20 protein-coding genes are annotated in these 20988 nt (G+C 56.1%); 5 read left to right on the top strand and 15 right to left on the bottom strand.

The annotated features are described in order from the left end of the window. Positions 1-131: 131 nt before the first annotated feature. From AC6I7A_RS09365 to AC6I7A_RS09335, 7 genes are all read right to left on the bottom strand, one after another. Positions 132-467, bottom strand: coding sequence for a gamma-glutamylcyclotransferase family protein (locus AC6I7A_RS09365; protein WP_058957946.1), 336 nt, complete (start codon positions 465-467; stop codon positions 132-134). A 72-nt stretch (positions 468-539) separates the two neighbouring features. Then, positions 540-1256 (bottom strand): fimbrial assembly chaperone, encoded by a 717-nt coding sequence (locus AC6I7A_RS09360; RefSeq protein ID WP_058957947.1) that lies wholly within the window; start codon positions 1254-1256, stop codon positions 540-542. After that, the gene (stbD, locus tag AC6I7A_RS09355; protein WP_058957948.1) at positions 1222-2580 is read right to left on the bottom strand and encodes a fimbrial usher protein StbD; all 1359 of its coding nucleotides are present in this window, start codon (positions 2578-2580) and stop codon (positions 1222-1224) included. The genes AC6I7A_RS09360 and stbD overlap by 35 nt, the downstream gene beginning before the upstream one ends. Next, positions 2555-5119, bottom strand: coding sequence for a fimbrial outer membrane usher protein (locus tag AC6I7A_RS09350; protein ID WP_058957949.1), 2565 nt, complete (start codon positions 5117-5119; stop codon positions 2555-2557). The genes stbD and AC6I7A_RS09350 overlap by 26 nt, the downstream gene beginning before the upstream one ends. Beyond that, positions 5091-5837, bottom strand: a complete 747-nt coding sequence (locus tag AC6I7A_RS09345; protein WP_058957950.1) for a fimbria/pilus periplasmic chaperone — start codon at positions 5835-5837, stop codon at positions 5091-5093. The genes AC6I7A_RS09350 and AC6I7A_RS09345 overlap by 29 nt, the downstream gene beginning before the upstream one ends. A gap of 57 nt (positions 5838-5894) precedes the next feature. Continuing rightward, a complete protein-coding gene (locus AC6I7A_RS09340) occupies positions 5895-6440 on the bottom strand; it encodes a fimbrial protein (protein ID WP_009090205.1) in 546 nt (181 codons plus the stop codon). A 20-nt stretch (positions 6441-6460) separates the two neighbouring features. Further along, complete coding sequence (locus AC6I7A_RS09335; RefSeq protein ID WP_230200881.1) at positions 6461-7075, bottom strand: helix-turn-helix domain-containing protein; 615 nt, start codon at positions 7073-7075, stop codon at positions 6461-6463. A gap of 2272 nt (positions 7076-9347) precedes the next feature. On the opposite strand from AC6I7A_RS09335, the gene uraH reads away from it, so the two are divergent. Beyond that, positions 9348-9770 (top strand): hydroxyisourate hydrolase, encoded by a 423-nt coding sequence (gene uraH, locus AC6I7A_RS09330; RefSeq protein WP_009090208.1) that lies wholly within the window; start codon positions 9348-9350, stop codon positions 9768-9770. 22 nt (positions 9771-9792) lie between these two features. Here uraH and AC6I7A_RS09325 read toward each other — a convergent pair whose 3' ends face one another. Then, entirely contained in the window at positions 9793-10716 is a 924-nt protein-coding gene (locus AC6I7A_RS09325) for a LysR family transcriptional regulator (protein WP_498004797.1), read from the bottom strand. A 152-nt stretch (positions 10717-10868) separates the two neighbouring features. Between AC6I7A_RS09325 and AC6I7A_RS09320 the strand changes: the two genes are divergently transcribed. Together AC6I7A_RS09320 and AC6I7A_RS09315 are read left to right on the top strand one after the other, a co-directional pair. Continuing rightward, on the top strand, positions 10869-11618 hold the full coding sequence (locus AC6I7A_RS09320) for an SDR family oxidoreductase (RefSeq protein WP_046101828.1): 750 nt from the start codon (positions 10869-10871) through the stop codon (positions 11616-11618). A gap of 145 nt (positions 11619-11763) precedes the next feature. Beyond that, entirely contained in the window at positions 11764-12864 is a 1101-nt protein-coding gene (locus AC6I7A_RS09315; protein WP_058958208.1) for an NADH:flavin oxidoreductase/NADH oxidase, read from the top strand. Between the two features lie 42 nt (positions 12865-12906). Here the strand turns inward: AC6I7A_RS09315 and AC6I7A_RS09310 are convergent, their stop codons facing one another. After that, entirely contained in the window at positions 12907-13491 is a 585-nt protein-coding gene (locus AC6I7A_RS09310; RefSeq protein WP_058958209.1) for an NUDIX domain-containing protein, read from the bottom strand. 83 nt (positions 13492-13574) lie between these two features. Here AC6I7A_RS09310 and AC6I7A_RS09305 point away from each other — a divergent pair, with 83 nt between their 5' ends. Continuing rightward, positions 13575-14324 (top strand): DeoR/GlpR family DNA-binding transcription regulator, encoded by a 750-nt coding sequence (locus AC6I7A_RS09305; protein WP_009090216.1) that lies wholly within the window; start codon positions 13575-13577, stop codon positions 14322-14324. Here AC6I7A_RS09305 and AC6I7A_RS09300 read toward each other — a convergent pair. After that, positions 14317-14835 (bottom strand): hypothetical protein, encoded by a 519-nt coding sequence (locus tag AC6I7A_RS09300; RefSeq protein WP_058958210.1) that lies wholly within the window; start codon positions 14833-14835, stop codon positions 14317-14319. The genes AC6I7A_RS09305 and AC6I7A_RS09300 overlap by 8 nt on opposite strands. A 126-nt stretch (positions 14836-14961) precedes the next feature. After that, complete coding sequence (locus tag AC6I7A_RS09295; protein ID WP_058958211.1) at positions 14962-15360, bottom strand: VOC family protein; 399 nt, start codon at positions 15358-15360, stop codon at positions 14962-14964. A gap of 320 nt (positions 15361-15680) precedes the next feature. Here AC6I7A_RS09295 and curA point away from each other — a divergent pair, with 320 nt between their 5' ends. After that, a complete protein-coding gene (curA, locus tag AC6I7A_RS09290) occupies positions 15681-16712 on the top strand; it encodes an NADPH-dependent curcumin/dihydrocurcumin reductase (RefSeq protein ID WP_058958212.1) in 1032 nt (343 codons plus the stop codon). A gap of 42 nt (positions 16713-16754) precedes the next feature. Here curA and AC6I7A_RS09285 read toward each other — a convergent pair whose 3' ends face one another. From AC6I7A_RS09285 to AC6I7A_RS09270, 4 genes are read right to left on the bottom strand one after another with little or no spacing between them, the layout of a single operon-like run. Continuing rightward, complete coding sequence (locus AC6I7A_RS09285) at positions 16755-17615, bottom strand: PfkB family carbohydrate kinase (RefSeq protein ID WP_009090220.1); 861 nt, start codon at positions 17613-17615, stop codon at positions 16755-16757. Between the two features lie 2 nt (positions 17616-17617). Further along, positions 17618-18475, bottom strand: coding sequence for a MurR/RpiR family transcriptional regulator (locus tag AC6I7A_RS09280; RefSeq protein WP_009090221.1), 858 nt, complete (start codon positions 18473-18475; stop codon positions 17618-17620). Further along, positions 18475-19446 (bottom strand): ABC transporter permease, encoded by a 972-nt coding sequence (locus AC6I7A_RS09275; RefSeq protein ID WP_058958213.1) that lies wholly within the window; start codon positions 19444-19446, stop codon positions 18475-18477. Before AC6I7A_RS09275 ends, AC6I7A_RS09280 begins: the two co-directional genes overlap by 1 nt. 32 nt (positions 19447-19478) lie before the next feature. Further along, the gene (locus AC6I7A_RS09270; RefSeq protein ID WP_058958214.1) at positions 19479-20981 is read right to left on the bottom strand and encodes a sugar ABC transporter ATP-binding protein; all 1503 of its coding nucleotides are present in this window, start codon (positions 20979-20981) and stop codon (positions 19479-19481) included. Between the last annotated feature and the right edge of the window lie 7 nt (positions 20982-20988).

Genomic DNA, 20988 nt, shown 5'->3' with positions numbered 1-20988 from the left:
TTACATCATACATTAGATCTCTTCTTATAACAGGGGTTCAACATCATGCCTGTTTGTCATGTCTGGCAGAAAAGGGGGCGGGCTGACAGAATCGCGCCCGGGAGCAGGGCGCGAATTGCAGAACCGGGGTATCAGCACTGTTCACGGGGCTGAAGCTGATAGATCCAGGCGCTGAGCTGCTGATTATCGTGGGTAGAGACGCACACTTCGACGCGATCATAGCCCTCCTCAAACGCATCCAGCATCGGCCAGTGAGCCGCCAGCTTATCGGAGGTAAAGAGAAAACCCGACACCTGCGGGCCGTGCTCATCCAGAATAATGCCAGGAAAATCAGCCGCTGCACCCCAGCCGCGTTCATAGAAGGTGCCCGTGACCGAACCGGCGAGCCACTCTCCGCCGATATTCTCCAGGATATGCGCATTTTCACGTCCAGGGCAGAGCGTGCCGTAAACAAATAAACGTTTCATTTTCCCTCATCCAGACTGCAAACCGAAACAGGCAACTTTAGCGTGCCGGGACGCCATTGTCCTGCAAAACATTCACTTAAAAGCCGTGGTGTAGTTAACCGGAATGCCCTGGTCGTTGATCACCGTATAGTTCAGCGCCGTTCCGTGAGAGAGCGCGGCCTGACTCTCTGCCTGCAGTTCCGCGTGCGGGGCGATCATCAGGTTTTTAATCGCTGCCTGACCTTGAGGTTTGACGTTCAGGCTCATAAACCAGGGCGTCGGGTTAGTTATCGTGATTTTATCTCCCGTGACGGCGAAACGAAGCTTTTCCGGGTCGGTCGCCTGAGGCGCGTGAAGTCCCGCAGGCCGGATAAAAATCTTCAGCCGTATTCGCAGCGGCAGCACGACTCTGCGTTCAGCCGCGTCAGGCGCTTTTTTCAGCGCCGGAATCTGGTAAATATTCAGCCAGAAGAGACTCTCTTTACCGGCGGGCAGCGCATCGCGTGAGGTCAGCATCAGGCGCAGCGATCGCATCTCGCCCGGAACCATTTTTACCACTGGCGGCAAGACAAGCACGGGCGTGATGCTGGCATCCGGTGACAGCGTCACGTTGCCATCATCCGTCCAGAGTTGCAGAAACGTCTCGGTGTTGCCGCTGTTGACGACGTTAATCGACTGCGTCAGATCGGCCTGATTAAAGATGATCCGGGTCTTATCCACGTTGACCACCGCCCAGACGCTGGACGAGAGCAGAACGCCAGATAACACAATGAGGTTACTGAAAACTAACCACAACCTGTAATTGCGCATTCACTGCTCCTGCTGTAAGGGTTTGCCCGCTGATGGCTTCAAGGGAGGCGGTAAAATCACCGCTGTAGATATCACTGCCTCCGGAGGAGACCTGCGAGGTTAAATCTTTGTAGGCATACCAGCCGCGGCTGTTGCCGGTGCCGGTGCCGGTGCTGGCGCGGTCCGGCAGTAAATTGATGGGGGTATTGTTGCTGTCATAAATTCTGATACCGACGCCGGAGGCGGCAGTACTGCTGCCATAATGGGTATCCAGCAGCCAGGTTAACCCGCCGCCCGAGGTGGTCAGCCCCAGATTTCTCGCCTGTATAACCGCATTAGACTGGTTAACCAGAAAGCCCATGGCGACATTGGCCGATTTGAGCGTCGACGTGGCGGTGCCGGATATGGCACCCGATTCGCACTGAATGGTGATCGTAAACGGAGCCTGGCTTTTTCCGCCTGCCGCGAGGGTGCTGACGCTCACGGTAGGCAGCAGTACCACCGACGGATAATCCTGAACTTCACACAGCGCGCCGCGCACATAGGTGACGTTAGAGTAGGTGCTCCACGCTGCCGGCCAGTTACGGTACCAGCCGTACCAGTAAGAGAGGCTGTCCTGGCCCACCTGGAGGCTATTGGTGTCGAGTCCCGGACCTTTGAAAGCGATGTAACCCCGCGGCTGTGTCCAGGTGTCCACGTAACGATTACTGTTGCTGGCGTAATAGCGGGTTGAGTCAATTTTAAACATCTCATACAGCACATTGCTGAAGGCGCTGGCCGGAATGTAGATATAGGTGCCATCGGAATACCAGTCGCTGGCCGTCAGCTGACGCGCTTTCCAGTAGCGGCTGTAATATTCGCCGGTTGAGAGGTTAGTCAGCCTGACCGCGACATTTGCGGCGACATCATAATAAGCGCCGTCCACTTCAGACGTAACGTATTGCCCGGCATAGGGGCTGTCGCCGTTGGTGGCGTACATCTCATACAGGCTGTCGGCATCCGCCACGGCGCAGCGGTAGAGAATCTGATTAGCCGAGTAGGGAACGTTACTGGCCGAGGAGAGAAAGCTCCCCACCGAACTGGCCAGCAGGGTGCCGGAGGGCTGAAAGGTCTTTCCGCTGTTAATGCTGATCACGGACGGCAGCCCGACATTCCCGGAACAGGTGTCGCAGGCACCCGTCCAGCTGGCGGCGGTGTAGCCCGCCGCAATCGCGCTCTGAGAGAGCGAAGAGGTGGCAGTGACCACGCTGCAATTCGCCCAGGCGGGCACATTAAGCAGCAGTAACACGATGTACAGGAGTAATTTTTCGATTCTCACACTATTCACCCTTGCGGCAGACGGCATCCAGGCGAACGATATTCTCATTCACGCGTCCGGTTATCTGATAATTAACGAGGCAGGTTTTATGGCCTTTATTTTGCCAGCTGACCCTTAAGGTGCCGGAATCATGCGGAACGCGGGCATAGACCTGTCCGCCCTGACCGACAATGCCGATGACGGTATTATCCGCGTCACGGACTTCACTCCCCATCGGCGGAATCTCCTGATCGTCACTCTTCAGCGCGATCAACACCGCCTTGCCCTGCAGGGTGGCAAAATGAATCCGCGTCACGGAACCGGCATAGGGCACCACGCGCTGGCTGCCGCCACTTAATTCCGCATCGCTATTCATGTAGCGGGTATCCAGGCTGACGGTATTCGCCTGATAAGGGGTGAGCGAAGGCAGGATGGCGTAACCCGCATGATCGATAACCGCGCCCTGGCCGTTACGCACGCTGGCGCCCTGAGCGCCTTCCGCATGAATCAGCGCAAAGGTATCGCTGGTATAGGGGCCGGCTGTAATACCGCCGGAATGGATCAGCAACGTGCCCGACAGACCCAGACCCGCCTGACGGTAGTTATCACCCTGTCCATAGTTCGCTCTGACGCCGCCCACGCGGGTATTCTGCTGCACGTTTCCGCCAAACGAGGCGCGCTGGCTGCCGCTATTCTGCGTCTGGCCGGTTCCGCCATACAGCGACCAGGAGAGCTGATTATTCTCGCCCGACGAACCGGTGAGTGAGAGCGTGGAATTGCGCGTCTCTTTAGACTGGTTGTAGTTGTAGGCCACGGAGGCGTTGTGATTGCTCCAGTTCAGCGGGACGGAAACATTCAGGGCAACAGTATTCTCGGTGTACTTCTCCCGATAGCTATTATCGCCATCGTCCAGGCTCAGCCCGAAGCGATCGCTGCTCCAGGTGGTGCGCTGGCGGGCGACGTTGAGACTGTAACTGATGTTATGCCAGCTGTTGTTATAACCGAGCTGAAGCTGGGTAATGCGGGAGCGGTTATTGTAATAATCCGCTGTGCTGGCGCTCAGGCTGATCAAGCCATAGTCAGCCATTGTCTGACTCAGCGTGACAGAAAAGTTATTACGCTGATGCAGCGTGTCGGAGTAGTAGCTGAGGCCACCATCCTGCTGGCGACGCACGCCCAGCACATCCTGCAGGTCGCGATAACCGCTGGTTGAGTAGCGATAGGCAGCCAGAACCACGTTGGTGCCGGTGGTAAAGGTTTTGCTGTAGCTCAGTTCAGCGCGCCATCCCGTGGCAGTCTGGTTCTGTGCCACCTTGGCATCCGAGAAGGTGGTATTCAGTCCCACGGCGCCCGCCGCAGAGCTCCAGACAGCACCAAGCAGCCAGGCCTGATAATCCTCAGCCAGGCGCGAACCCGCCGTCGCGGTCAGCTGGTTGCTGATACCGCGCTGCAGCAATCCTTCAAAGAAGGTGTTATTGACGGAGTAGAACTGTCGCACCCGTCCCAGGGCAACGGAGTAGTGCCAGTTACCCGGCCTGACCGAATCGGGCACCGAGGCATAGGGGACAGTAAACGAGGATGTTTTGCCACTCGCTTCAACAATCTTCACGTCGAGATCGCCCTGGCTGCGGGTATTGTACAAATCGTTAATGACAAAAGGCCCCGGAGCCACGCTGGTCTCATAAATAACGCGATTGAGCTGCCTGACGATAACCCGCGCGCTGGAAGAGGCCACGCCCCGGATCTCCGGCGCGTAACCCCGACGGCTTTGCGGACGCATCCTCTCATCCGTTGTCAGCTTAATCCCGTTATAGGAGAGGCTGCCAAACTGCGAACTTTCTGTGTAGCTGTCGCCAACGGTCAGCACACTGTTCAGCGGTTCGATGGGGCGCTGAAGCCAGGTTCTGACCGTGGTATAACGCGCGTCGCTGCCGGTGACGTTATTGTCGATAACCCGCAGATTGCCCTGATGGCGCAGCTGCCAGTTATCGATATTGGTGCCCGCCGTGACACCGCTCCAGAGATACTGATATCGGTAACCGGAGGCAGTATTTTCCGTCCAGCTGTAGTTGGTGTTATGCCGGATGAAAAGGGCGGTGATCCCTTTATCCCACTCGGAAACGGGGATGGTTCCGCGAGGCAGACGGATTAACTCCGCATCCGGAATCGTCAATTGCAGCCGCAGTGATGACTGATCAAATTGCCAGCTGGCCGCGGAGGACCAGTGACGCAAAGGCTGGCATTGCTCGCTGGCTGCGGTTTTATTCAGTGACTTAAGGCGCAATGATTCCGCCACCTTCAGGGGAAGGCAGGGTTCAATGGGCTGGCCTTTTTCTGCTGATAAAAAGGTGAGGGTGACACCGCTTTTGATCAGCTTATTATTGAGATAAATGTCGACATAATAGCTGCCGGGGGCAATCGTCTGATGATTAAACTGTTCGATATTCTGGCCAAAAGCCGACCCTTTAAACAGTGAAGGATCAAAGTAATATTCCTCAGCGTGTCCATACGTTGAAAAAGTGAAAGAGGCACAGAGAGGTAAAAAAAGGGTGCAGATATTACCTGGCTGCAAGCGGATAATCTTCACTGACTTTCGCTCCCTGGTCATTCATTGCTGAAAGAGAGACCACGCTGTTCGCGGGTAACGCGTGCGTTGCCGCTTTGCACCTGACAATTTTTTTAGAGAAGGGCGCAATCATATCGGCGTCGCAGGCTATTTTTTTGTCTGCTGTTTTTAGGGTTACGTCGGTCAGCGAGAAAAACCAGGGCTGGGTGTTATTGATTTCGAGGCCCTCTTTTTTCGCCGTTATTTTTATTCCGCTGAAAATATCCCCCGGCTGACCAATCGCCGTAGGCCGGTAGAAGACTTTCATGCGGTTGCGTAACATTAAAACGATACTGTTACGGCCTGACTCGCCCTGAATATTGGCGGGCGGAATTTGCAGGGAGTTGAACCAGTAGACCGTTTCGCGATCCTGCGGTAAGGAGGCCTCTGGCGTGAAGCGGATTCTCAGCACCTGACCGGTCAGAGGCTGAATCCGGAATAGCGGAGGGGTGATAATAAAAGGCACGTCACTCTTATCGCCCGGTTGTGAATCCATATTGCCATTATCAAACCAGGCCTGAATAACATACGGAATATTATCGTTGTTCTTTAACTGAACATCGACGGAGAGAGCATTGCCGGGATAAATAATACGGCTACCCAGAATCGTGACGCTCGCCTGGACTTTATCCGAAATAAACGTCATCAAAAGAATGAAAATGACGAACAGTGATGGGTAGAGCACAATGCGTGAATACATGTCAGAGATCTCAAGCGTGGCGTGCGTATCCGGAACACCGGATACGCACGAAAACGATTACTGATAAGTCACGGCGTATTGCAGTGATGCGGTCACGGTCCCGGCCGTTGGTGTGCCTGATGCATAGTAGCGGGCAGAGTAGGTGGCTGAGCCTGAGGTTTCCCCTGCCTGAAGCGTCATATCGCCGCTGCCGGTGTAACCGCTGGTCAGATCGACGACGGTATCTTTCGGGTCGAGGATCTGAACCTCAACGTTTTTCGCGGTGCCGGTGTTCGACAGGTTGCCGGCAGCGCTGACGTTATTGCCCACGAAGACCGTGGAGATTTTCGTGGTCTTGGTGCTGTCACCGGTACAGCCGCTTACGCCCACGGTGAAGGGGGTTTCGCCCGCTGTCGCACCTGAGGCCGCAAGGTCAGAGGTACTCACGGTTGGCAGCAGAACGACAGGTGAAGCGTTGTTACCGTTCACCGACACCGAACAGGTTTCGGTGGTCACTTCGCCCTGGAAGTTGATGGTGTTATCAGAAGCCGCAGAGACGCTGGCTGAAACCAGCGCGGCACTGATTAACACAGCAAGATTAAGCGTTCTGAAATGGGTGTTCATGTCATACTCCTTTATCATCGTTATACGGAAAGCAATTGGTTGAGGCTGATGCCCATTTTCCGGCGAATAGCCTCTTTGATGTTATAAACACGCTTGATTTCAACTCCCATTTCTCTGGCAATAATCGGCAGTGAGAGTCCATTCACTGCCAGATCAAGGAACTGAACTTCATCCTGTTTAAACGCATTCACTTTTTTTCTTACGTCGCCCTTCAGGCCGAAATAGCAGCCATTAATCTGACGGCTTATCTCTTCACGCGACTGATCGGCATAAATAACGGTCTGGATACGCAGGTCTTCTTTTTGCCAGAACGCGGCAAGGGATTGCATATAGCGATCGCTGACGATAATCAGCATCAATCCGGTGTTTTTTAAATATTCAATCCAGTTACTGTTGGTAAAATACCTGATATTCTCTCTTGAGAAGTCAACAAATATGCATCCCCGGCAAAAGATGCTTTCATATTTACCCGCCACCATGCTAAGCAGGGATGAAGAGAAAAAATGATTTCCTCCGGGCCAGGTGGTTATTTTTTGCAGCGGACATCGGTTATAAATGTCTGATGCGCGATGGGCGAGATCACAGCCATATTTACAACTGGCGCAGCGAATTTCCTCTCTGGTTATCTTTATCATAATATTCTGGTGCTGTTGCGAGAGTTGTATTTATTTTATCGATAAAAATCTCCGCGTTTCAAGGCGATGAAAATTACCCGCTATTTCCTGCATTCGGATTTTTCTTAACGCACCTCCTCTGTCGCCTGGCGTAATATTGATTGAAAATTCGGGACAAAAACGTCTGCCGCCCACTCAGCAGTAGTGAGAGACCTGGATTTTTTTACGTCTGCTAGGAATATTTCGCAAATAACGCTGTTTTGATCAATAAAAATTCCGCACGCAAAGCTAAATATGCGCGAATTTTGATCAGTGTCATTTTTTGTATATTTTTGACGCCGGATTGTGGTTGAGGAATACCTGTTTTTGTCGCTCTTAATGCAAATCCTCTTATTTATACCCGTTGGTTATTTTTCTAATCCTGTTGAGTCAGAACCTCAGAACTACTATTTATCGCTCAGAAAATCCTTTTATTAAGAAAAGTCCTGGTAACAAAGATGTTAATTGACGCATCTGCTAAAAATATTGATCTAAATCAGTAATTTAGCGCGTGTTATCTGTTCTGTTTTCAGCATTGTCATTAATTCTCTATTTAATTTTACGCAGGAAATGATTATTCAGCTTTTGTATAAAGTAATCGCCGCGCATTGACGTTTGGCTGCTCTGGCCGGTTTTAATAAACCAGTAAGGCTGATTACTGAACAGACAGAGCAGGGATATTATGTTTTTTTGTCTCACGTAAACGTCTTATCAAAACCGGCTGTCTCTGAACGAATCTCTGCAGGTCATCAACAGGCGCGGCCGATGCGGCAGGCCTTATCATGACGATGCGCATACGTGTAAAGGAGCAGGCGTTGTTGGTGCAGCTGAGCGAGAGTAAAAAGCAGGCGTTCAGGAGACGCATTTACAGCATTTCTGTGGCCGTCAGCCCTGATAAGAGCGCTAATTTTCACGTAGCGACGTCTCTGGCGGAGTGCGGAAAGCCGCCGGATGGCGTTAAACGAGCAAAGCGCAGAGATGTACAGACCGGACGCACAATCCATAGCAAGGTGAAGAGCGATTGAAAAGCTGAGCGCGCAGCATGTCGTGAGCGCTCAATTCATTCACTTAGCCGTAAGATGAAGCCGGGTGTGATATCTTCGGCATTGGTCACTAATGAGAGCGAGTGAATCAGGCTGCGAAGAGAATGCCGGACGGATGCGCAGCAAACCACAAGGCATTCAGAAAAGCGGATGCGTGGCGGTGAGAAGATGAGGCTGAGTTGCACAGAGATTTACGGCCAGGCAAAAAACAGCCAGGATCGGTGCCGGAAGGTAAACAGCGAAGCCCAACCCTGATAATGATAAAGATGCGCATAATGTATATTATGTTAAATAAGATATCTGATAACGGCTGTGGCTGCGTTATCTCGTTCCCTGCCGTGCTGCTGCCGACTTCGTTCCTGCCCGTCTGATGAGGCAATTATGATTCCCGGTCAACCCGATACCGGCTGTTCCCCTAGCGACGATAACTTTCCGCGTATTCATCTTCCGGCACGTCTGCTGATTAACATCAGGCGATTCTTCGCTTCCACTGTTTTGTGCTGCCTCCACTGAAGCCTTATCAATCTCTTCGCACTCTCCGAAAAACGCCCACCTCACCCGATGATTCCTCTTTCCCAGCCATCACCATTATTCCCGGCGTCCCTGAAAGCCAGCGCTGCTGGCGTGCATGCGTGACTTTACGGCTGATGATGCCGGTACGATCCTGGGTAAATGCATCCTGGCTACCTCTGCTGGCAACGGATTCTGTTTCACGGCCAGCTCAGTAACGGGCGCAGTTGCCGCCCTGACAGGCAAAGTATTCAGCGTGCGTCGCGCAGTCATACCAGCCTGATGACGCAAACGCGTGGATTAAAGGCCGTTAGATGAGTATTGTCCTGAATTTTCTCATCCCTCTGAATCAGCTGGATTTTATCACCCGCCAGGGGCTACAATCCCGGAGCTGCAACAGAATGAATCTCTAATACCTGACGTGCTTTGTGACGCTGTCACGCTTTCTGTCACTGTTTTCCCGGCCTGCGATTCTGCTGCCCTCTCCTTTTACATACCTTCTGGCCGCCGCTTCATCCTGATCAGCGATATTGGCACAGAGCTCAACTCAGGTAATGAGAGAGATTATGTATGATGTAACTAAAAAGGCATGCGCTTCTGGGAAATTTCACATTTAGCGCCGTTAAATGTCCCTTTCGCCTCAGCCCGATTACGCTTCAGCACAACAACACGCACTCCAACAGTCAATAAAGGAAACATTGATGAAAAAGACAACGGCTCTGATTGCCACCTTACTGATGACCTCTGGCGTATCTGCTGTCGCCGCTCAGCCTGCCGCTGCGAAAAATCCACTGAGCGTACACGTGCTCAACCTGCAGACCGGTCAGCCCACCGCGGGCATTGAAGTCGAGCTGGATCAGAAGCAGCAGGATAACTGGGTGAAACTGGCTTCTGGCGTGACGGATAACAATGGCCGCATCAGCGCCCTGTTCCCGCAGGACAAAACGGCCAGCGCCGGCAGCTATCGCGTGGTATTCAAAACCGGTGATTTTTATAAGAAGAGCAGCCAGAAAACCTTCTTCCCGGAGATCCCGGTGGAGTTCAACATGGAAGCCAGCGGTGAGCACTACCATATTCCCTTACTGCTGAGCCCGTTTGGTTACTCAACCTATCGCGGCAACTAATTGATTCTGCCCAATCCGGCATTCAGGTGCCGGATTGGGCCTCTCCCGCTATCCGCGCCGGAAAAGAAGCCACCAGCCAGTCGATAAACACCCGCAGGCGTTGCGTGACGTGCCGGTTCTGCGGATAAACCAGATGAAACGGATACCCGGCAGGACGCCAGTCGCGCAGGATCTCCTCCATCTCACCCTGCCGCAGAATCGATGACAGCGAATAGCTGAACGTCTGAATGATCCCCAGCCCGGCCAGCCCCGCAGCCAGATGTCCGTTGCTCTCATTGACGCCAATGCGATGCGCACTGGTTACCTCGATTTTTTCCCCGTCACGTTCAAACCGAAACGGAAATGGCCTGCCGGTCTGCGGAGAGAGATAGCTCACCAGCCGGTGACCGTTGCGCAGTTCATCCGGATAGGCCGGTACGCCAAAGGCTTTCAGATAGGCGGGCGTTGCACAGGTAATCAGCGTGGCGTGCCCAATCAGACGGGCGATCAGTGAGGAGTCCATCAGCGGACCGCCGCGGATCACACAGTCAGCATTGTCACTGATCAGGTCGATCGGACGATCCGAAACGCCGAGATCCAGCGTTATGTCAGGATAGCGGGCAAAGAAATCGGGCAGCAGCGGAATCAGAACGTCCCGGGCAGTCGAACCGCCGACATCAATGCGTAACTGCCCGCGTGGCTTACTGCGCAGTGCATTAAAACAGGCATCCACATCCTCAAGGTCGTGCAGAATACGCAGCGCCTTCTCATAATATTCCCGCCCTTCCGCAGTCACGGTCACGCGCCGGGTGGTCCGCTGCAAAAGCCTGACGGAGAGATGCGCCTCCAGCTCCTGCACCAGCTTGCTCACCGTCGCTTTCGGCATGTTCAGCGTATCTGCGGCACGGGTAAAACTACCGCTCTCTACCACCCGTGAAAAGGCTCTGATCGCCAGCAACTGATCCATTCTCTGCCCCTATTGTCCACCCGTGTGGATAGTCATTTTCATTTTAGCGGATTTATCCGTCAATCCCGCTCTTTTACAGTGGCCCCCTGTCCGGCAGCGACGCTGACCGGGAAGCTTATCCTCATTCACTGACCGACTTCGGAGACGACTTTATGAGCGCATCACTCGCAGGAAAAATTGCCCTGGTAACAGGCGGAACAAGCGGAATTGGCCTGGCCACCGCACGGGAACTGGCGTCACAGGGCGCGCAGGTCTTTATTACGGGTCGCCGTCAGGCGGAACTGGATGCCGCCGTCGCGGACATCGGTGGAACGGTCACCGGTATCCGGGCCGATGCGTCACAGCTGCACGATCTCGACGACGTGTATGCCCGGATTGCGTCACAGTCGGGCCATCTGGATATCCTGTTCGCCAACGCCGGCGGGGGCGACATGCTGCCGCTGGGGGCGATCACAGAGGCGCATTTCGATCGTATCTTCGACACCAACGTACGCGGCGTGCTGTTTACGGTTCAGAAAGCGCTGCCACTGCTGGTTGATGGCGCGTCGGTTATTCTTACCGGCTCTACCGCCTCGGCTCAGGGTACCGCAGCCTTCAGTGTCTACAGCGCCAGTAAAGCCGCCGTGCGCAACTTTGCCCGTTCATGGGCGCTGGATCTGAAAGATCGCGGCATCCGGGTGAATGTGGTGAGTCCCGGCCCTGTCCGTACTCCGGGCCTGGGCGGGCTGGTCAGTGATGATCAGCGTCAGGGCCTGTTTGATGCGCTGGCTGCGCAGATACCGCTGGGTCGCCTGGGTGAGCCGCAGGAGGTGGCCAGAACCGTTGCCTTCCTGGCGTCAGATGCCGCCAGCTTTATCAATGCGACAGAACTGTTTGTCGATGGCGGAATGGCGCAGGTGTAACGTTACGCTTCAGACCCTGTGGCTGTCACAGCAGGGTCTGAACCGGGACACAATCACAAAATGTCACGTTGCATTACCCACGGTCTCCCCAATCCCCCGCTATAGTTATTGCCTGTCACATTCGTCATAACACCATGGAGATCACATGAGCCAACTTTTTTCCACTGTCTCACTGGGCGACCTTACGCTGGATAACCGCATTGTGATTGCGCCGATGTGCCAGTACTCAGCCGAAGCCGGTAATGCTACAGCCTGGCACCGCATCCACCTGGGTCAGCTTTCTTTTTCCGGCGCAGGCCTGATGATTATCGAAGCCACGGCGGTCGAAGACATTGGCCGCATCTCTCCTGGCGATCTCGGATTGTGGAATGACGAGAATGAAGCCGCACTGAAAACGGTGCTGGAGGATGTGCGCCGCTACTCCTCGATTCCGGTGGGCATTCAGCTGGGCCATGCCGGACGCAAAGCGTCGTGCGCGGTGCCCTGGGAAGGCGGCAAACAGATTGCACCGGATGCCGGCGGCTGGCAGACCATTGCCCCGTCAGCCGTGAGCTACAGCGCGGATGAAGTCAAACCGGTCGCGATGAGCGCCGATGACCTGACCCGGGTAAAGCAGGCCTTTGTGGAGAGCGCCCTGCGTGCAGAGCGTCTGGGGCTGGATCTTATTGAAGTGCATGCCGCGCACGGCTATCTGCTGCATCAGTTCCTCTCTCCGCTGTCGAACCAGCGCACCGATGAGTATGGCGGATCGCTGGAGAACCGTATGCGCTTCCCGCTGGAAGTGTTCAAAGCGGTTCGTGACGCGGTTCCGGCCTCACTGCCGGTAGGCGTTCGCATTTCCGCGACGGACTGGGTCGAAGGCGGCTGGGAAATCAACCAGTCCATCGCCTTCTCGCGTGAGCTGGAAGCGCTAAACTGCGCCTATATCCATGTCTCCAGCGGCGGACTGTCGGAAGATCAGAAAATCAGCGTCGGCCCTAATTACCAGGTTCCGTTTGCCCGCGATATCCGTGAGCAGGTTTCCGTTCCGGTGATCGCGGTCGGCCTGATCACTGAGCCACAGCAGGCCGAGGATCTGCTGCAACAGGGCGAAGCCGATCTGGTGGCTCTGGCGCGCGGGATCCTCTACGACCCGCGCTGGCCATGGCATGCGGCCGCCGCGCTGGATGGCAAGGTGCAGGTGCCACCTCAGTATCTGCGCTCCGAACCGCATGACGTAAAAGGGATTCTGACCCAGGATCAGTAAGCCTTTCCCGGCAGACCGCTTATACAGGGGTCTGCCGTTAACTTATAAAATGCCCTTCAGCCGCAGATGCTGCAGCAGCATGATGGTCTTGGCATCCATGATTTCGCCCTGGTCAATCGCCCTGAGCGCCTGGTCGAAACCAAGCTCCAGCACCTCAATATCCTCGCCCTCCTCTTCGATGCCGCCGCCCTCACCGCTACGCGGCTGATCCCCATATTCGGCAATAAAGAAATAGAGCTTCTCGGTAACGGAGCCGGGACTCATAAAGGCTTCAAACACCTTCTCTACCCGGGTTACCCGATATCCGGTCTCCTCTTCGGCTTCTGCAACAATCCGGGCTTCCGGCGACGCGTTATCCAGCAAACCAGCCGCCGCCTCGATCAGGAAGCCATCGTGTCCATTGAGGAAGATGGGGAAACGGAACTGGCGGGTCAGCACCACGCTGCGTTTTTCACGGTTGTAGAGCAGAATCGCCGCGCCGTTACCACGGTCATAAGCTTCACGGCTCTGCTCCTGCCAGCGACCATCGCGGCGCAGCAGTGAGAACGTATATTTTTTCAGGGTATACCAGTTATCTGACAGCAACTGCTCATTGAGGATACGCACACGGGAAGAGGCTTGCGGCATGACAGGCTCCGGGAGTGATAGACAGCCTTCACGCTATCATGCACAATCGTGCACATTCAAGAAAAATCATGCAGAGGACAACGATGCTTTCCAGTCAGCGGAAACAGGCAATACTGGCGCTGCTCGCCCGTGAAAAACAGGTGCAGTCGCGCGATCTCAGCCAGCGGTTCGGCCTTTCTGAGGACTCCATCCGCCGTGACCTGCGTGAGCTGGCGGCGGAGGGATTGCTGCAGCGGGTGCATGGCGGTGCCCTGCCGGTCTCTGCCGCGCTGGGCACCTTTGAAACACGCAAAAACGTGCAGACCGCGTCGAAGCAGGCGATCGCGCAAAAGGCGGTTTCGCTGATCCAGCCGGGGCAGATCGTGCTCATTGATGGTGGCACCACCAGCGCGGAACTGGTGCGACGCTTACCGCCGACGCTGAGCTTTACCGCCGTGACGCACAGCCCGAGCGTGGCACTGGCGCTGGTGGATCATGCGCAGGTGGAGATTATCCTGATTGGCGGGCAGCTCTATAAACACTCCGTGGTGACGGTGGGCGCCGCGATGCTGGAGTCGATAAGTCGCATCAACGCCGATCTCTTCTTTATGGGTGTCACCGGTGTGCACCCGGCTGCCGGACTGACCACCGGTAATTTCGAAGAGGCCACGGTGAAGCGGGCACTGGCCGGACGCGCAGCGGAAACCGTGGTGCTGGCGTCAGCAGAGAAGCTGAACGCCGCCTCTCCTTTTGCCATTGGCGAGTTGTCGCTTGCTTCAACCCTGGTCGTGGAAACGCCGCCGGATGAGCCGTTACAGCAGGCGCTGACCCGGCAGGGTGTCACGGTTATCTGAGATCGTAGCAGGCCTGCAGCGCGAGATCGGGGCCGGTGAGCGGACGCTGCGTGGCGGGGAACCGCTGCGCCACCGGCGTCATTGAGCTTTGCGCCAGAGCCACCGCCACCGCGCCCTGCTGATAGGCCCGCTCTGTCGCCGCCGCAATCAGGTCAAAATAGCGGGTCGTGTTACCCGCCTTAAAGGCATCCCATGCCCCCGCCACCAGCTCCGTGTTCACCTGCGTGCCGGGCTGACAGAACAGCGCCCGGGTGGCCGCCACGGTCGATTCTGCCGCGCAGAGCGCCACCGCAGGCCCCGCCTGGCGATGCAGCGCCTCCGCCAGCATTCTGTCGGTGCGCATGACCCTTTCCTGCACGGGGAAATCGTCGGCTACCGGGGCCAGCGTCGAACAGGTGATCAGAATGGCATCAAACTGCGGCAGCACGCCCTCAATCAGCCGGGCCATCCTGAGACGTAAGTCACTGTCCATCCCGCCGCGCTCTTCGGCCTCAGCCAGCAGTGCAGGCATGACCAGATGATTCAGCGGCGGGGTGTGACGCGCCAGCGAGGCAGCGGCATCATCAAATATGGCTATGTTACTGGCCGCGGTGTGGAAGCAAAGTATGTTCAGGGGACACTCCGTTTCATTAAAAGATCAGCCTTCGACATGCCAGGCTGCATGCTGAATCACCACACGATAACCATCATCGTCACTGAATGTCACGCCCTGCCGATCCCAGTAAGGATTAAAAGAAGGCACCCGCCGGAATCCTGCCTCATCCATCGCGGCGCAACGGGCCAGCCAGTCAGGCCGATGCGGCAGATAAAGCACCAGCAGATCCTCTTGCGACGGTGACGGCGTCAGGGGATGCGTAAGTGACTGCGTAAATTCCAGATGCCAGGCCAGCCCCGGCGCGCCCAGCATCACGCCACTGAATCCCTCATGGTCGGTAAAGGCACCGATTTTCTGCAATCCTAACCCGTGACAATAGCGCTGAGACATTTCTGTCAGGCTGGTAACCGGCCGTGCGATTCGCATGTGCTGAATGTGCATGGTTCTCTCTCCTCTCTGTTTACAGAGTTCTATCACACTCATCCGCCCCTCCCGTGGCCCCGGATGCGCTGCAGAATCGCGTGAAGCAGATTAATCAGGGCGCGATTTTGCAAGCGAATGTGAATATCACGCCGTCCGGGCAAGGGGCCGTCATCGCCTGACAGACGCTGTGTCACCCCGCCCGCAACGCTGCAATCGCTGGTGAGGGGAACGGTCTGCCGCTCATCGTGCTAAAGGCATTCCCCTCTCCGTCATCTACACTTTTCCGGTATTCATACGGCGATGCCCTGTGCATTGCCAGGCCATAAAAGGATGACAATATGACTGAACACGCGCCTCAGAATCACGCCTGGTTACTGGCTTCACGCCCACACGGCGAGCCGACCAAAGAGAATTTCCGCCATGTGGCGCAGCCCGTGCCGGAACTGAAAGAGGGTGAAATTCTGCTGAAGACGATCTACCTGTCGCTCGATCCCTACATGCGTGGCCGGATGGATGAGGGGAAATCCTACGCCCCGCCAGCAGAGCTGGATCAGCCGATGGTGGGCGGCACCGTCTGTCAGGTGGCTGAATCAAAAAACAGCGAGTTTCAGAAAGGCGACTGGGTCCTGTCGCAGAATGGCTGGCAGGAGTATGCCGTTTCCGATGGCAAAGAGATCGCGAAGCTGGGCAACGACCTGCCCAACCCTTCCTGGGCGCTGGGCATTCTCGGTATGCCAGGCTTTACCGCCTATATGGGCCTGATGGACATCGGCCAGCCGAAAGCCGGTGAAACCCTGGTGGTCGCCGCCGCAACCGGTCCGGTCGGCGCAACGGTGGGTCAGCTGGGGAAACAGAAAGGCTGTCGCGTGGTCGGAGTGGCGGGCGGTGAAGAAAAATGCCGTTATGCCATCGAAACCCTGGGCTTTGATGCCTGCCTCGACCACCACAGTGCTGACTTTGAAGAGCAGCTGAAGAACGCCTGCCCGGATGGCATCGATATCTATTTCGAAAACGTGGGCGGTAAAGTCTTTGATGCCGTGTTCCCGCTGCTGAACACCGCCGCGCGTGTGCCGGTCTGTGGTCTGGTGTCGGCGTACAGCCAGCGCGAGCTGCCGGAAGGCCCGGACAGAACCTCCCTGATCATGGCGGGTATCCTGAAACGTCGTATCCGTATGCAGGGCTTTATCATCTTCCAGGATTACGGCGACCGCTACCCTGAGTTCCTGAAGGCGATGACGCCGCTGGTGGAGAGCAAAAAGATCCACTATCGCGAGCACATGATTGAGGGATTAGAGAACGCGCCACAGGCGTTTATCGATATGCTGAACGGCAAAAACTTCGGCAAGACCGTAGTGAAGGTCGGCGGCTGATGGAATTTGTGTGCCACGTCAGTGACGTGGCACACGTCTCGATCAGTGTGGCTGCCGGGAAACGTGTTCGGCAGCCGCTCGGTTAGCCTCTTCTGCCGCTTCTCTCAGCGTTGCCCCGATGCTCAGACGCTGACACAACACGCCGACAAAACAGTCCCCGGCACCATGGGTGCTGACCAGCGTCACCTTCTGCGCCACCAGCGTGTGCGTCTCTCCCGCCTCGCTGAAAGCGACGCCGTGTTCCCCTGCGGTCACGACCACCCTGGCAAAGCGTCCCGCCAGCGATTCCGCGGCCGCGCGGGCTGACGTCAGATCCTGTACGCTTATCCCGCACATATCGCGCGCTTCAATGGCATTGACCACCAGCAGGTCGATACACGCTTCAAACGCCGCCGACAGGGGGCGTGCGGGCGCGGCATTGACGCAGACCCTAATCCCCCGCTGTTGCGCCGCCCGGGCCGCACAAAGATTGACCGTTTCCGGCACCTCGTTTTGCAGCACAAGCAGTGAGACATCCTGCCAGAAGCCTGGCTGTTCGAAAGTCTCCAGCGGAATGTGCTGATTGGCATTGGACACCACGACGGCACCGTAATCCCCTTCGGCATCGGTAATCGCGACACTCATGCCGGAAGGTATCGCCTCGATCACACTCACCGCCGTGCAATCGACGCCAGCCTGCTGCAGAAAGTCCCGCAGAAACTGGCCCTGCTGATCGCGTCCCACCGAACCGGCGAACCGCACCGCAGCCCCCGCCCGGGCCGCCGCCACCGCCTGATTTCCGCCCTTGCCGCCAGACTTATAGTGACAGGCACTGCCCATCACCGTTTCGCCTTTCTCCGGACGATGAGGCGCGTCCAGCATAATGTCGTAATGAAGACTGCCGGTGACTGCAATTTTGCTCATAGCTAGAATTCCCGCAGATCCTGAACCGCATGCTGGGTTTTCATCAGGTTCTTCTCCGCCCGCTTCAGATCTTTCTTGGCGATAGCGACAAACAGCGCGTCCAGAATATTGAGCTGGGCGATGCGTGACGCGGCGTTTTCACCCAACAGATGCGATCCCTGAGAGGTTGAATTGAGGACCACATGCGCACTCTGCGCGATCGGCGATTCGGCGTAGTTGGTAATGGCGATCACTTTCGCACCATTTCTTCCCGCCAGTTTGACCGGATCGTTCACTGCGCGTGTTGCACCCGAGTGGCTGATGGCGATAACCACATCGTCATCAGATAACACGGCGGCTGACATCAGCATGATATGGGCGTCATCATAGGCGGTCGACTTGATGCCTATCTTCAGCATCTTGTGTGACAGATCCCGCGCGACGGCGGCAGAACCGCCGACGGCATAGAGATCGATATGACGCGCTTTAAAGATAATGTCCGCCGCCCGATTGAACTCAGAAACATCCAGAATTGATAAGGTCTCTTCAATCGCCTGGATTGAGGTTCTGAACACTTTGGCCAGCAACTGCTCCGACGAATCATCCGGCTCAATTTCCGCATGCAGCCCCGCTACTTCAGACTGGTTGTAATAGATCAGACCACTTCTGAAATGTCTGAAGCCGGTGAAGTTAAGCTTTTTGGTGATCTTAACGATCATCGCTTCAGAGACATTATTCTCCTGCGCAATCTCTTTTAAGGATGACTGCTCGGTAATGTCGGTTCGGGCAATGATGGCCTCAGCCACCCGACGTTCTAACGGCGTCAGCTGGGGCAAACGCATACGAATCTGAGCACCAATGGCTCGCGGATCTTGCTTCATTACCTGCCTCGGGTCGCCCGGTCAATCAACATCGCTATGATAATAATAAGGCCGGTAGCGAGCAATTGGTAAAAGGCCTGAATATTCAGCAAGGTCAAGCCATTACGCAGCACGCCGAGGATCACCACGCCAATCAGCGTCCCGAAAATGCTCCCTTTCCCCCCCATCAGTGAAGCCCCACCAATGGCCGCCGCCGCGATAGCGTCCAGCTCCCACAGGTTACCGATGGTTGGCTCGGCAGCGCCCAGACGGCCAATCAGAATCAGCGCGGCCAGTGAGGCCAGCAGGCCGGAGAAGATGTAAACCGTCACCTTGGTGCGCTTCACGGGCACACCGGCGACCCGTGCCGCCTCTTCGTTGCCGCCAATCGCCAGAATATATTCCCCCAGCGGGGTTTTATTCATGACCGTCCACAGCAGCAGCGCGATGATCGCCACAATCACGATGGGGGTCGGGATACCTAAAATCGTGCTGTTGATCAGGCTGCGAAATGCCAGCGGAATACCGAAAACCGGATTTCCGCCGGTCGAGATCAGCGCAATGGCCCGGAACAGCGACAGGCCACCCAGTGTCACAATAAACGGCTGCAGCCCGGCATAAGCGATGAGTGACCCGCTGAACAGACCACACATCGCGCCGACGCCCAGCGTGGCGAGGATCGCCAGCGGCACCGGTACACCTGACGCCATCAGGGTCGCCCCCAGCACCGCCGAGAGAGCCGCGGTGGGGCCGACCGAAAGGTCAATCCCGCCGGAGATGATCACCAGCGTCATGCCCAGTGCAATCAGGGCGTTGATCGAAGACTGCTGCAGAATATTCAGCAGATTTGGCAGTGTGAAAAACACCGGCGACAGAAACGAAAATGTCACCACGATAATCAGTAAGCCGATTAAGGTACCGGCATCCCGTACGTTAAATTTAAGCCGCAGCGCGGGACGGGTACCCGGCCCGGTAGAGGTCTGAGTGGTCATAGTTATCACCTTAGTGAATGTCAGGTAAGCGGTCAGGCAGGCTGGTCGCTCTCTTTAATGGCATAACGGGCAATGTTCTCTTCGGTGATGGCGCTGCCGGTAAGCTCTCGGGTGATCCGCCCTTCCCGCATCACCAGCACCCGGTCTGAGATGCGCATAATCTCGGTCATCTCTGATGAGACCACCACAATGGCTTTGCCCGACTGCGCCAGCTTTTCAATCAGATGATAGATCTCAGACTTGGCGCCAATGTCGATGCCACGCGTCGGCTCATCAAACAGAAACACATTGGCGTCCGCCGCCACCCAGCGACCGATGATCACTTTTTGCTGATTACCGCCGCTCAGCGTGCCGATGGTTTTTTCGATATCGAGCGGGCGCAGCTTCAGATCGCCCATTACGCGCAGCGCTTCCCGATCAAGCCGGGACTGATTCATCAGCCCCGCCGACGTGAAACGGTGCATCGACGGCAGCGCCATATTCATCTTCACGGCCCGCTCTTTGATGATGCCCTCTTTTTTGCGATCTTCCGGCACCAGGCCAATGCCCGCCTTAATGGCGGCGCGCACGTTGTGGTTCTGTACCGGGTTGCCATTGACGCTCACTGAGCCACGCGTACGCCGATCAATACCGGCAATCAGCTTCAGCAGTTCAGTGCGACCCGCGCCGACCAGCCCGGCGATCCCCAGCACCTCGCCAGCCCGCACGCTGAAGTTCGCCCCAACCACCTCCTTGCCGCGCGTCAGATCCTCGACCCGCAGCACTTCACGATCGCTGACAAACGTCTGATGATGGAGTTTGTCGATCTTCCGTCCGACCATCTTCGCGACGATGCTCTCTTCATTCTCCTCACGGATATTGACCACGCCCACCTGCTTACCGTCACGCATAATGGTCGCGCGGTCGCAGACCCGGAAAATCTCATTCATCTTGTGCGACACGTAGATCAGCGAAACGCCCGTCGACTTCAGATCGCCAATCAGCTCGGCCAGACGGTCAAACTCCCGTGGCGTCAGGCTGGAGGTTGGCTCATCCATCGCGATGATTTTTGCGTCGTCCAGCAGCGCACGGGCAATCTCAACAATCTGCTGCTGCGACACTTTGAGATTCCGGATCGGTGTATCGGGATCGATAGTGGGATCCAGCGTCTTCAGGATCAGCGCAGCCCGCGCCAGCTGCGCTTTTTTATTCACCCATAAGCCTCCGGCGCAGGTTATCGGGCGACCCAGAAACATGTTCTGCGCGACGGAGAGCTCCGGAACGTGCTGCAACTCCTGATGGATCATCGCAATCCCGGCCTGCCGGGCGCTGAGGGGGCTGCGGATCTGAACCCGGTTGCCGTTGACGCTGATCTCTCCGCTGTCCGCACCGCGTACGCCGGAGAGGATGTTCAGCAGCGTCGACTTGCCCGCGCCATTTTCTCCAATCAGCGCATGCACCTCGCCGGGCCGCACCGTAAAATCGACATCCTGCAGCGCGGCGGCGTTACCGTAACTTTTACTGATGCCGCGCATCATTAAGCGAAACTGTTCCATACCCGCT

Source organism: Type-F symbiont of Plautia stali (assembly GCF_059731105.1).
This window is presented reverse-complemented; position numbering and strand designations above follow the sequence as displayed.

Coding starts and splice junctions, on each gene's coding strand:
- AC6I7A_RS09365 (WP_058957946.1), bottom strand. CDS start 467: ATGAAACGTTTATTTGTTTACGGCACGCTCTGCCCTGGACGTGAAAAT.
- AC6I7A_RS09360 (WP_058957947.1), bottom strand. CDS start 1,256: ATGCGCAATTACAGGTTGTGGTTAGTTTTCAGTAACCTCATTGTGTTA.
- stbD (WP_058957948.1), bottom strand. CDS start 2,580: ATGCCGTCTGCCGCAAGGGTGAATAGTGTGAGAATCGAAAAATTACTC.
- AC6I7A_RS09345 (WP_058957950.1), bottom strand. CDS start 5,837: ATGTATTCACGCATTGTGCTCTACCCATCACTGTTCGTCATTTTCATT.
- AC6I7A_RS09340 (WP_009090205.1), bottom strand. CDS start 6,440: ATGAACACCCATTTCAGAACGCTTAATCTTGCTGTGTTAATCAGTGCC.
- AC6I7A_RS09335 (WP_230200881.1), bottom strand. CDS start 7,075: ATGATAAAGATAACCAGAGAGGAAATTCGCTGCGCCAGTTGTAAATAT.
- uraH (WP_009090208.1), top strand. CDS start 9,348: ATGAAAAAGACAACGGCTCTGATTGCCACCTTACTGATGACCTCTGGC.
- AC6I7A_RS09325 (WP_498004797.1), bottom strand. CDS start 10,716: ATGGATCAGTTGCTGGCGATCAGAGCCTTTTCACGGGTGGTAGAGAGC.
- AC6I7A_RS09320 (WP_046101828.1), top strand. CDS start 10,869: ATGAGCGCATCACTCGCAGGAAAAATTGCCCTGGTAACAGGCGGAACA.
- AC6I7A_RS09315 (WP_058958208.1), top strand. CDS start 11,764: ATGAGCCAACTTTTTTCCACTGTCTCACTGGGCGACCTTACGCTGGAT.
- AC6I7A_RS09310 (WP_058958209.1), bottom strand. CDS start 13,491: ATGCCGCAAGCCTCTTCCCGTGTGCGTATCCTCAATGAGCAGTTGCTG.
- AC6I7A_RS09305 (WP_009090216.1), top strand. CDS start 13,575: ATGCTTTCCAGTCAGCGGAAACAGGCAATACTGGCGCTGCTCGCCCGT.
- AC6I7A_RS09300 (WP_058958210.1), bottom strand. CDS start 14,835: ATGCCTGCACTGCTGGCTGAGGCCGAAGAGCGCGGCGGGATGGACAGT.
- AC6I7A_RS09295 (WP_058958211.1), bottom strand. CDS start 15,360: ATGCACATTCAGCACATGCGAATCGCACGGCCGGTTACCAGCCTGACA.
- curA (WP_058958212.1), top strand. CDS start 15,681: ATGACTGAACACGCGCCTCAGAATCACGCCTGGTTACTGGCTTCACGC.
- AC6I7A_RS09285 (WP_009090220.1), bottom strand. CDS start 17,615: ATGAGCAAAATTGCAGTCACCGGCAGTCTTCATTACGACATTATGCTG.
- AC6I7A_RS09280 (WP_009090221.1), bottom strand. CDS start 18,475: ATGAAGCAAGATCCGCGAGCCATTGGTGCTCAGATTCGTATGCGTTTG.
- AC6I7A_RS09275 (WP_058958213.1), bottom strand. CDS start 19,446: ATGACCACTCAGACCTCTACCGGGCCGGGTACCCGTCCCGCGCTGCGG.
- AC6I7A_RS09270 (WP_058958214.1), bottom strand. CDS start 20,981: ATGGAACAGTTTCGCTTAATGATGCGCGGCATCAGTAAAAGTTACGGT.